Annotated in this window: 10 protein-coding genes; 2 read left to right on the forward strand and 8 right to left on the reverse strand. The window is 71.3% G+C overall.

Features of this window, described 5'->3' with window-relative positions; translation table 11 throughout:
- On the forward strand, window positions 1–707 hold a 707-nt coding region (locus ACYVK3_RS05750; protein WP_460496325.1), incomplete at its 5' end, for a rhomboid family intramembrane serine protease.
- Window positions 708–730: 23 nt separating this feature from the next.
- On the opposite strand, the gene mobA is transcribed toward ACYVK3_RS05750, so the two are convergent.
- Together mobA and ACYVK3_RS05760 are read right to left on the reverse strand one after the other, a co-directional pair.
- Complete coding sequence (gene mobA / locus ACYVK3_RS05755; protein ID WP_460496326.1) at window positions 731–1,363, reverse strand: molybdenum cofactor guanylyltransferase; 633 nt, start codon at window positions 1,361–1,363, stop codon at window positions 731–733.
- Between the two features lie 9 nt (window positions 1,364–1,372).
- Complete coding sequence (locus tag ACYVK3_RS05760; RefSeq protein ID WP_460496327.1) at window positions 1,373–2,350, reverse strand: DUF4192 domain-containing protein; 978 nt, start codon at window positions 2,348–2,350, stop codon at window positions 1,373–1,375.
- A 247-nt stretch (window positions 2,351–2,597) separates the two neighbouring features.
- Here ACYVK3_RS05760 and dnaE point away from each other — a divergent pair, with 247 nt between their 5' ends.
- Window positions 2,598–6,137, forward strand: coding sequence for a DNA polymerase III subunit alpha (dnaE, locus tag ACYVK3_RS05765; RefSeq protein ID WP_460496328.1), 3,540 nt, complete (start codon window positions 2,598–2,600; stop codon window positions 6,135–6,137).
- A gap of 16 nt (window positions 6,138–6,153) precedes the next feature.
- Here the strand turns inward: dnaE and ACYVK3_RS05770 are convergent, their stop codons facing one another.
- The 6 genes from ACYVK3_RS05770 to ACYVK3_RS05795 all read right to left on the reverse strand — a co-directional run.
- Window positions 6,154–6,804: a class I SAM-dependent DNA methyltransferase gene (locus tag ACYVK3_RS05770; RefSeq protein WP_460496329.1), complete on the reverse strand. Its 651-nt coding sequence runs from the start codon at window positions 6,802–6,804 to the stop codon at window positions 6,154–6,156.
- A gap of 50 nt (window positions 6,805–6,854) precedes the next feature.
- Window positions 6,855–7,355 (reverse strand): hypothetical protein, encoded by a 501-nt coding sequence (locus ACYVK3_RS05775; RefSeq protein WP_460496330.1) that lies wholly within the window; start codon window positions 7,353–7,355, stop codon window positions 6,855–6,857.
- Between the two features lie 97 nt (window positions 7,356–7,452).
- Complete coding sequence (locus ACYVK3_RS05780; RefSeq protein ID WP_460496331.1) at window positions 7,453–8,256, reverse strand: ECF transporter S component; 804 nt, start codon at window positions 8,254–8,256, stop codon at window positions 7,453–7,455.
- A complete protein-coding gene (locus tag ACYVK3_RS05785) occupies window positions 8,240–9,847 on the reverse strand; it encodes an ABC transporter ATP-binding protein (protein WP_460496332.1) in 1,608 nt (535 codons plus the stop codon). The genes ACYVK3_RS05780 and ACYVK3_RS05785 overlap by 17 nt, the downstream gene beginning before the upstream one ends.
- A complete protein-coding gene (locus tag ACYVK3_RS05790; protein WP_460496333.1) occupies window positions 9,844–10,953 on the reverse strand; it encodes a CbiQ family ECF transporter T component in 1,110 nt (369 codons plus the stop codon). Before ACYVK3_RS05790 ends, ACYVK3_RS05785 begins: the two co-directional genes overlap by 4 nt.
- Window positions 10,950–11,439: hypothetical protein (locus ACYVK3_RS05795; RefSeq protein WP_460496334.1), on the reverse strand; the 490-nt coding region annotated here is incomplete at its 5' end. The genes ACYVK3_RS05790 and ACYVK3_RS05795, both read right to left, overlap by 4 nt.

Consider the following 11,439-nt stretch of genomic DNA (forward strand, 5'->3'; position numbering starts at 1 on the left):
GCACGGTCACCAAGGCCATGATCGGCATCAACGTCGCCATGTTCGTGCTCACGCTCCTGGTCGGCGGCATGGGCGCGGTCGGCGGCGCCATCACCGAGCTCCATCTGGCGCTGGCCGAGTACTCGCGCCCCGCACAGGCCCAGGTGGAGCTGTTCGGGAACCTCTACCTCCTTCCCACCGTCGCCGCCGGCGGCGAATACCGGCTGCTGACCTCCACGTTCATGCACTTCGGCGCCATCCACCTGCTGTTCAACATGGTGGTGCTGTGGATTCTCGGCCGTGTCCTGGAGCGTGACCTCGGTTCACTGCGGTTCCTGGCCGTGTACCTCCTCTCCGGCCTGGCCGGGAGCGTGGCGACGTACCTGTTCGCCTCGCCCGAGATCTGGTCGGCGGGCGCCTCGGGTTCGATCTACGGCATGTTCGGCGCGCTGATCCTGGTGAATCGGCGCCTGAGCCGGGACAACAACGGCATCTATGTCCTGCTTGGACTGAACCTGGCGCTGACGTTCATCGTGCCGTCGATCTCGATCACCGGCCACCTCGGCGGCCTCGTCGGCGGCCTGCTGTGCGGAGCGGTGCTGGCGTTCACCCCCAAGGGCCGGCGGAGGGTCCTGCACTGGGTGGGCTTCGCCGCGATCCTGGCGCTGCTGGTGGTCCTGACCGTCTGGCGGACCGGCGTCCTGCTCAGCGAGTACGGCGTCGCCTGACCGGGGCCGCTCAGCGGCTCCGGTCAGTCACCGGCGTTCTTGAACTGGCAGGCGACCGCCCACGCCCTCGCCTGCTCCAAGTCCTGGGGCGTGTCGCAGTCGAACCACGGCGGCGGTCCATCGTGCAGCCAGCGCACACCCTCGACCTTGATCCCGGTGAACAGCGCCCGCGCCGGATCGCCCGGGAGCGTCTTGGAGGCGTTGCGCCGCACCGCTTCGGTGGGCCAGACGCCGCACAGCCACTGCCTGCGGCCGGCGTCGTCGCAGAACACCGCTCCGGCATCGCTTCCGGCCTCCTCGGCTCGGGCCATGAGCAGGTCCAACGCCTCGGGACACAGGAACGGCAAGTCACCCGGCAGGATCACCACACGCTCGTGCTCGTCGGACAAGGCATCGAGTCCGGCCGCGACGGCCCTGGCGGGGCCCGAGCCCGGAGGATCCTCCAGCACCGAGACCACGTCCCGCGGCAGCGGCGCGGCGGAGGCCGGCCTCGAGCCGACGACCACCCGCGCGGCGGCGCCGCCGCAGGCGGCGAGCATCCGCTCGAGAATGGTGGCGCCGTCGACGACCAGTTCGCTCTTGGCGGTTCCGGCGAACCTTCTGGCGCGGCCACCGACGAGGAAGATCGCGGCGAAACTACTCGGGGTTCTTCCCATACCACCAGACTAGCCATCACGTTGCTCCTGTGCGATGCCACGGCCGATTCCCTCGAGCGCGCCGGGCGGGATGCCGGCCTGGAGCGCGGCCATCAGCATCTGCGCCAAGCGATAGTGCGGTTTGGACCGCAGCGCCGATTCAAGGGCCTCGAGCGCCAGGACGCCGTTGCCGAACCGGTAGGCGGCGAAGGCGGCGACCGTGGCCGCCGGAGCGACCAGGTCATCGTCCAGATGCCGCGCGATCCAGACCCACAGATCGGTGCGATTGGCCTTGAAGCGGCCCGAGCCGATGCGCTCGATCGCGTAGTCGCGGATGTCGAGGTCGCCGAGCGCGAGCCCGAGCGTGGCGATGTCGTCGGCCCCTGGGAGCTCCTCGGAGCCCATCCAGTGGTCGACGGCGCACAGATCGCGACCGCGCTGCTCGGCCCAGTCGAGTTCGGTCTCGGCGAGCAGGATCGCCTCCACGGCCGAGGCCACGGCGGCGCGGCGGTCCGGTTCGGCCGGCGTCAGTTGGGCCGCGACCGCGGCGCGGTCGGGCAGGGCGTGGCAGCCGGCGACGGCGACCTCGCACGAGGCCGCGGTGCTCTGGGGCACCGGTTCGCCCTCGGGCGGGCAGCAGGCGCGGTCGCAGTCGAGGCTGTACCAGCGGCCGTCGCTGACGCGGATCCGGTCGAGCGGCTTGATCCCGGCGGCGTCGAGGCGCAGCGCGGTGCGCTCCAGCGCGGCCTCGGCGACCTCCTGCTCGCCGTACGCGATGAGCACCGAGGCGTCGCATTCGTTGCGGCACAACTGGGCGGTGAGGTCACGAAGGTGCTCGATGTGCTCGGCCGAGCCGGGCAGGTCGACCCTGAAGGTGCACTGGAGGTCGAAGTCGATGAGCCCCACGATGACGAGGCTGTGCTCCGGATGGAATCCCAGCAGCAGCGGGACGGTGCAGATGAGGTCCGTGGGTCCTTTGATGCTGATTTTCGTCTCTGTCAACGTCATGTCACCAGTGTCCGTCCCATGCCGAGAACACGGCAAGAACGAATTTCCGGCCTGTGGATAACTCCCCGAAACCTGTGGACGGCTCCGGCGGAGGTACGTCGAATCCGGAACTCGGCGCGGCCGCGGACTCGGCGCGCCGGCCGGGCGGCGCCGACTAGGCTAGGGAGCCGGAATCCCCGGCGGGCCGACTCGGAGCGGTGTCGGATGCCGGGTGTTGAATAGGGCGCAGTGAGTCAGGGAGTACCTCGTGTCGAAGCAGTTCGTCCATCTTCACGTGCACACCGAATACTCGATGCTCGACGGGGCGGCGAAACTCGGGCCGCTGTTCTCCGAGGCCGAGCGGCTCGGTCAGCCCGCCATCGCGATGACCGACCACGGCAACATGTACGGCGGCTACGCCTTCTACCAGGCGGCCAAGAAATCCGGCGTCAAACCGATCCTCGGCATCGAGGCCTACCTCGCGCCCCACGACCGCTTCCACAAGAAGCCCGTGTTCTGGGGCGAACCGAGCCAGCGCTCCGACGACCTCTCCGGCGCCGGTTCCTACACGCACATGACGATGGTCGCGAAGAACTCCGCCGGCGCCCGGAACCTGTTCCGCCTCTCCAGCATGGCCTCCTTCGAGGGCTACTACTACAAGCCGCGCATGGACCGCGAGCTCATCGCCGAGCACGCCGACGGCATCATCGCCACCACCGGCTGCCCCTCCGGTGAGGTCCAGACCCGACTGCGCCTGGGCCAGACCGAGGCGGCCTACCAGGCCGCGAGCGACTACCGCGACATCTTCGGCGCCGACAACTACTTCCTCGAACTGATGGACCACGGCAACGCCATCGAGCAGCGCGTCCGCGACGAGCTGTACGAGCTGGGCCGGAAGATGGGCCTGCCGCCGCTGGTCACCAACGACTCCCACTTCGTCACCGAGGAGCAGAAGGACACCCACTCGGCGCTCCTGTGCGTCCAGTCGGGTTCCACACTGGACGACCCGAAGCGGTTCAAGTTCGACGGCGAGGGCTACTTTCTGCGCTCGGCCGAGCAGATGTACGCCGTCCGCGGCGACGAGCTCTGGCAGCAGGGCTGCGCCAACACACTGCTCGTGGCCGAGCAGGTCGAGGGCTACGACGAGATCTTCACCGCCCAGGACCGGATGCCGACGATCGAGGTCCCCGAGGGCCACGACCAGGCCTCGTGGCTGCGCCACCTGGTCGATGAGGGCCTCAAGGAGCGATTCCCCGGCGGTGAGGTCCCCGCCGAGTACCGCGAGCGCGCCGAGCTCGAGCTCGGCGTCATCATCAACGCCGGCTACCCGTCCTACTTCCTCGTCGTCGCCGACCTCATCAGCCACGCCCGCTCCATCGGCATCTACGTCGGCCCCGGCCGGGGCTCGGCGGCGGGCTCGCTCGTCGCCTACGCCATGAAGATCACCAACATCGATCCGATCGAGCACGGGCTGCTGTTCGAGCGCTTCCTCAACCCCGAGCGCGTCTCCATGCCCGACATCGACATCGACTTCGACGACCGCAGGCGCGGCGAGATGATCACCTACGCCACCGAGAAGTACGGCAAGGAGTTCGTCGCCCAGGTCATCACCTTCGGCACCATCAAGACCAAGGCCGCGATCAAGGACGCCGCCCGCGTCCACCACGGCCAGCCGGGCTTCTCGATCGCCGAGCGCATCACCAAGGCCCTGCCGCCTCCGGTGGCCGCCACCGACATCCCGCTGTCGGGCATCACCGATCCGAGTCACCCGCGCTACAAGGAGGCCGGGGAGGTCCGCAGCCTCATCGAGAACGACGGGGAAGTCCGCCAGATCTTCGACACCGCGCTCGGACTGGAGGGCCTGATCCGCAACGCCGGCGTCCACGCCTGCGCCGTCATCCTCTCCTCGCAGCCGCTGGTCGACTGCATCCCCATGTGGGCCAGGCCGGACGGCTCGATCATCACGGGCTGGGACTATCCGTCCTGCGAGGACATCGGCCTGTTGAAGATGGACTTCCTGGGCCTTCGCAACCTCACCGTCATCGGCGACGCCGTGGAGGCGATCAAGGCCAACAAGGGCGTCGACATCGACCTGGACACGCTCGCCACCGATGACCCGAAGGCCTACGAGCTGCTCGCTCGCGGCGACACCCTCGGCGTCTTCCAGCTCGACGGCGCGGCCATGCGCGAGCTGCTCAAACGCATGAGGCCCACGGACTTCAACGACATCGTCGCCGTCCTGGCCCTCTACCGGCCCGGTCCGATGGAGGCGAACTCCCACAACAACTACGCCGACCGCAAGAACGGCCGCCAGGAGATCACCCCGATTCACCCGGAGCTGGCCGAGCCGCTGGAGGAGATCCTCGCCGAGACCTACGGCCTCATCGTCTACCAAGAGCAGATCATGAAGATCGCCCAGAAGGTCGCCGGATTCACCATGGGGCAGGCGGACGTGCTCCGCAAGGCCATGGGCAAGAAGAAGGTCGACGTCCTGGAGAAGATGTACGCCGAGTTCGAGGCGGGCATGCTCGGCAACGGCTTCGGCAAGGAGGCCATCAAGACCCTGTGGGACATCATGCTGCCCTTCGCCGGGTACGCGTTCAACAAGTCCCACGCCGCCGGATACGGCCTGATCGCCTACTGGACGGCCTACCTCAAGGCCAACTACCCCGCCGAGTACATGGCGGCGCTGCTCACCAGCGTCGGTGACTCCAAGGACAAGGCCGCGGTCTACCTCTCGGAGTGCCGCAAGATGGGCATCACCGTCATGCCGCCGGACGTCAACGACTCCCGCCACGTCTTCCACCCGGTCGGCGAGAACATCCGCTTCGGCATGGGCGCGGTGCGCAACGTCGGCGCGAACGTCGTGGCCGGCGTCATCGAGGCCCGTGAGGAGAAGGGCGCCTTCACCGACTTCAAGGACTTCCTGCAGAAGGTCCCCGCGCCGGTGTGCAACAAGCGCACCATCGAGTCGCTCATCAAGGCCGGCGCGTTCGACTCGCTCGGGCACGCCCGCCGCGGCCTGGCCGAGGTGCACGAGAAGGCCATCGACGCGATGGTGTCGATCAAGAAGGAGGAGGCGCGCGGCCAGTTCGACCTGTTCGGCGGCATGGCCGAGTCCACCGACACGCTCGGCGTGGACCTGACGATCTCCGACGAGGAGTGGGACCGGCGCGACAAGCTCGCGTTCGAGCGGGAGATGCTCGGGCTCTACGTCTCCGACCACCCGCTCAACGGCTTCGAGCGGCTGCTGTCGTCGAACGCCGACCGGCCCATCGCGGCCCTGCACGGCGAGGACGTCGCCGACGGCGCGAACGTGCGCGTCGCCGGCATCCTCCAGAACGTGGCCAAGCGCGTCACCAAGCAGGGCAAACTGTGGGCCTCGGCCACGCTGGAGGACCTGGCCGGCTCGATCGAGGTGCGCTTCTTCCCCAACACCTACGAGATGGTCTCCGACTCCCTGGCCGACGACCTGGTCTGCTGCGTCAAGGGCAAGCTCGACCGGCGCGACGGCACGGCCCAGCTCATCGCCCAGGACCTGGCCGTCCTCGACACCTCGTCGGGCCCGGAGGCGAATTCGGCGCCGATCACGCTGTCGCTGCGGGCGGCCTCGGTCAGCCCGCAGCTCATCGAGAAGCTCTCGGACACCTTCCGCACCCACCGAGGTGAGGCGCAGGTGCGCGTCCAGCTCGCCAACGGCCCCAAGACGACGATGCTCGCCCTCGGCGACGCCTGGCGCGTGCGCCCGTCGGTGGAGCTGTCGGCGGACCTCAAGGCGCTCCTGGGGGCCGGGGCGCTCGTCGGATGAGCGCCCCGCCCGGCCCCTAGGCCGCTTTGGCGAACAGGAAGTGCGCGTACTCGAAGCCGCGCAGGCTGTCCGGGCCGGGCTGCTCGATCAGGCGGGCCGTCTCGTCGAATCCGGCCTTCGTCAGCAGCTCCGCGACGCGGCCGATCGAGAGCCGGTAGGCGAGTGCGACCTTGTGGTCGAACGGCCACGCCAGCTGGGATTCGTCGGCCTCGGCGAAGCAGCTCATCAGCAGCCGCCCGCCCGGCGCCAGCACCCGGTGGAACTCGGCGAACACCTCGGGCAGCCGCTCGGGCGGCGTGTGGATGATCGAGAAGCGGGACACGAGGCCCGCGAGCGCACCGTCGGCGATGCCGAGTCCGGTCAGCGAGCCTTCGGTGAAGCGCAGCCCCGGGTGGTCGCGGCGGGCGATAGCGAGCATCTCGGGCGACAGGTCCACCCCGAAGGCGTCCAGACCGAGGCCGTGGAGGTGCGCGGTCACATGCCCCGGGCCGCAACCGACATCGGCGACCGCGATCGAGCCGGACTCGCGCACGAGCTCGGCGAAGGCGCCCATCATGGCCCCGTGGAGCGGGTGCTCCGCCACGTCGCCGCGGAAGCGCTCGGCGTACTCCTCGGCGACGGAGTCATAGGCCGATCGGGTCGTTCGGAGGTAGGAGGGCTCGCTCATGTCCGAGCACCCTACCCGGGCCCGAGCCGCCGCCGAGGGCCTCCCGCACGCTACGGCGCCAGTGCATCGGCGAGGGCGGCCTCGTAGTCCCCGCGCACCTCTTCCGGGGTCTCGGTCGGGGCGTAGTGCAGCACCACGCTCCCTTCGGCGTGCGCGTCGCCGACCGCTTCGGCCGCGGCCGAGGCCATGTCGTCGGACATGTACATCATCACGGTGACCTCGCCGATCGTGAAGGCCCGCACGCAGTCGGTGTGGTCGCACGGCTCGGCGTCGGTGCCCACCTCGACGGGCTCGCCGTCGGCCAGGCCCGCATCGGTGAACGCCGTGACGACGGCGTCGGGGCTCACCGGCGGCTCGAGTCCCGCCGCGACGTCGGCGGGCATGTTGTCGAGTTCCCCGGCCGACTCCCATTGCTCGGCGGTCGAGGACGAGGGGGCCTCCTCCTGCCCGGTCTCGGGCTGCTCGGGCGTCTCGGGGTCCTCCTGGGACTCGCCGCATCCGGCGAGTCCGATGACGGCCATGGCGGCGGCTGTGATGACCACACGTCGCATATATCGACTCCTGTCAACGTTTTGGTCCTGGGATCATATCGGCATCGATCGATGCATGGCCGCGAGGGTGGAAGCGGTTCCAGCCTGCGGCGCGGCATCAGCGCCAGCGCGCCCGGCGAGCCGTGCGCCGCATGACGCGCAACAGGATCGGTCCGGTCATGACGATCAGGAGCGCCGTCGTGGCGGCCCGCCCCAGATCCCAGCCCAGCGACGTCGCCACCGTGTAGGCCACCAGCCGCGAGACGTTCTCGCCGAAGCCGCCGCCGGGGACGTAGGCCAGGTCTCCCTGCGTGAACGCGAACGGCCAGAACGACATGTTGAGCAGCAGCCCGAACGCCAGCGACGCGAGCAGCGAGTAGCCGAGCAGCAGCGCCAGCTCGCCGAAACGCCCCGCCCGCGTCGTCGGCGCCGAGGCTCCCGCGCCCGGCAGCAGGCCCGCGCCCAGGCCGACGAAGGCCGCGGCGAACATCTGGTACGGCATCCACGGCCCGACGCCGCCGGTCAGCAGCGCCGACGCGAACAGCCCCGTGTTGCCCAGGATGAAACCGAACCCGGGCCCGAACACCCTGCCGGCCAAGATGATCAGAAAGAACACCGTCTCCACGCCCGCCGCGCCCGCCCCGAACGGGCGCACCGCCGCGACCACCGCCGAGAGCACCCCCAGCATCGCCACCGCACGCGCGTCCATGCCGCCGTCCGAGAGCTGCACCAGCACCACCGCGGTCACGAGCGGCAGCAGCAGCGCGAACAGCCAGGGCCCCGAGGTCGACTCGGTCAAGGCCCCGCCGGGAGCGGCGAGCAGCGGCCACGCCATCGCCACCAGGCCGAAGGCCGCCGCCAGCCCCAGCGCGAGCGAGGCCCTCCAGCGGATCGCCGTGCGCGGGCTAGTCGGCGCCGTCATCGGACCCGCCCAGCGCCGCCGCCACTTCCCGCACCGTCAGCCATCCGGGCAGGACCTTCTCCACCTGCGGTGCGAACATCGGCGAGGCCGAGACGATCGCGCGCGCCGGCCCGTCGGCCACGACCTGCCCGTCCGAGAGGATCACCACGCGGCTGGCGAACTCGGCGACGAACTCGACGTCGTGCGTCGAGACCATCACGCAGTGCCCCGCGTCCGCCAGCTTGCGCAGCCGCGTCGCCAGCGCCTCCTTGCCCGGGTAGTCGAGGCCACGCGTCGGCTCGTCCAGCAGCAGCAGCGGCGGCGCCGCCGTCAGCGTCACCGCCAGCGCGAGCGCGAGCCGCTGGCCCTCCGACAGATCCCTCGGATGCGTCTCGTCCTCGATGCCCTCGACGAGGTCGGCCAGGATCTTCGCGCAGGTCCCGGCCGGGGCGTCGCCGTCGCGGTCCGCCGCCGCGCATTCGAGCGCCACGGTCTCGGCGTACAGCAGATCCGCCGGTTCGGCCGGGACCAGCCCCGCCACCGTCCGGCGCAGCCCGGCCTTCAGCGCGGCCGGGTCGCGGCCCTCGATCGCGACGGCGCCCGACGAGCGCTTCCCGGTGCCCTGCAAGGCCCACAGGAGGCTCGACTTCCCCGAGCCGTTGCGGCCCATGAGGGCGATGCGCTCGCCGCGCCGGCCGGCCAGGTCAACGCCGTCGACCGCCCGCACCCCCGGATAGTCGACCGCGACGCCGCGAGCGTCCAGCAGCAGCGGTTCCGCCCGGTGCCGCTCGCGGACGGGCGGCGTCCGCCCCGCCAGCGCCGCCCGCAGGCCCGCGGCCCGGCGCCGCGCCTCCCTGATCGTCACGGGCGGACCGGGCCACCCGGCGAGCTTGCCCAGGTGCACCACCGGCGGGGCCACCGGGGCGTGGGCCAGGATCTCGCCGGGCGAGCCCGAGGTGACCTTGCCGTCCCGCAGGAGCAGCGCCGAGTCGGCGTACTGGACGACGCGCTCGAGCCGGTGCTCGGCCAGCAGGACGGTCACGCCCAGGTCGTGGACGAGCCGGTGCAGCGCCGAGAGGACCTCGTCCGCCGCCCCCGGGTCCAACGCGGACGTCGGCTCGTCGAGCACGAGGGCCGAGGGGCCCGCCACGAGCGCCGCGCCGATCGCGACGCGCTGGCGCTGGCCCGAGGAGAGGGCCGCCAGTGCCCTGCCGCGCACGTCGGCGAGGCCGAGCAGGTCCACGATCTCGGTGACGCGCTTGCGCATCGTCGCCTGCGGCAGGCCGAGCTGCTCGGCGGTGTAGGCGAGTTCGAGCTCCACGTCGTCGGTGACGAAGCCGGCGAGGGGGTCTTGGGCGACGTGGCCGACGACGTCGGCGAGGTCGGCCGGGGTCGCCTCGCGCACGCTCCTGCCGGCCACCTCGATGCGCCCGGTCATCGTGCCGCCGGTGAAGTGGGGGACGAGGCCGTTGATCGATTGCAGCAGTGTCGACTTGCCCGCCCCGGTGGTGCCGACGAGCAGGCAGAACTCGCCTTCGGGGATGTGGAGGGCGACGTCGTCGAGGACGGGGCGTTCGTCGTAGGCGAAGGTCACTCGGTCGAAGTGGATCATGTTCGTCCCGCCTTCGTCGGTGTGTTCGGTACCAGGATGGCCGGGGCGGCGGCGATGAGGACCCCGCAGGCGGCGTACATCGGCAGCTGCGGCATCGTCAGCGGGTTCGTGACCGGCCAGATCGTGCCGGGCTCGGCGACGGCGCTCAGGACGGTCCCCGCCACGGCGGCCGCGCCCGACGTCAGCAGTGCCCAGTCGCGCCCAGTGAAGCGGTCGGTCCGGTAGCGGGTGTGCGGGACCCGGCGCGAGGCGAACGCGAGGCCGACGACGGCCGCGCCCGCGCCGATCGCGAGCAGCAGCCAGGCGACCGGCCCCGGAGTCGCCGAGCCGAGGAGGGCGTACGCCCCCGCGCACATGCCGAGCAGGCCCATGAGGAGCAGCGCCGAGGTCGTCCGCCTCGCCGCCGCCGCGATGCCCGTGGCGCGGCCGTAGCCCCTCGACGCCATCGCCGCCGCCAGCGCCAGCGAGCGATCGAGCGCGTCGTGCAGGACTGGGACGACGACAGTGCGCATGAGGTTCGCCGGGTTGCGCCTGGTGTTGCCGCGCAGTGCCCGGGCCCTCCTGACGCGCGCGACGCTCGCGACGAGCTGCGGCGCGACCGACAGCGCGACGACCACCGCGACGCTCACCTCGTAGAGCGCGGCCGGGACCGACCGCAGGAGCCTCCTGGGGCTGGCGAGCGCGTTCGCCGCGCCCACGCACACCAGCAGTGTCGCCAGCCGCAGCCCGTCGTACGCCGCCGCCAGAGCGCCTTCGGCGGAGACCGCGCCGCCGAGGCGGAATCCGGCGGCCCACTCCGGCAGCCGGATGGACGGGAGCTCGAACAGGACGGTCGCGCCGTCGGCGCCGCCGAAGACGACGTAGAACATCATCCGCACCGCGATCGCGCCCGCGCCGATGAACAGGAACACCCGGTAGGCGCCCGACCAGGGTTCATCGCCGCGGCACCAGATCACGACCAGTCCGGATACGGCGATGACGAGCAGCAGCAGCCACGGGTTGGCGGTGCGGCTGGCGGCGGTGGCGAGCAGCAGCGCCCAGCCCCACCAGGCCACCGGGTGGGCGCCTCGCCGGGCGGGGCGGCGGGTCGGAGTCGGGGCGTTCACGCTTGCCGGTCGCGCCGCAGTCGCCAGATGACGAGCCCGGTGATCGCCGCCAGGGCGACTAGGGCGGCGATCCAGCTCAGCGACCGGCCGGCGCCCGGTTCGGCGTCGGGACGCGCCGTGGGGACGGCCGCGTCCCCGGGCGCGACGGTCGGCGGTCGCGAGCCGTCGCCGAAGACCCAGCCTTCGAACTCGCCCCGGTCGGGGTCGCGCACGCCCGCGCCCGAGGCCGCGTAGGTCCATTCGTCGTTCGCGTCGGCGGCGTACCAGTACGACCAGGACGCGCCGGCCGGCGGCATCGGGCCGCAATCGGCCTCGGGGTAGTCGTCGATCCGGCACACCGCGCCGGGGAACGAGGTCACCTCGGTCACCGCGAACCCCGCCTGGGTGAGCGCCTCGATGCCGTTGCCGGGGTCGTCGGCGCAGCCGACGGCGGGCTCGCCCCGCCCGGAGTCGACCACGACGGTCACGCCGTGGCAGTCCTCCTGG

The sequence above is a fragment of the Glycomyces tarimensis genome (assembly GCF_054776215.1).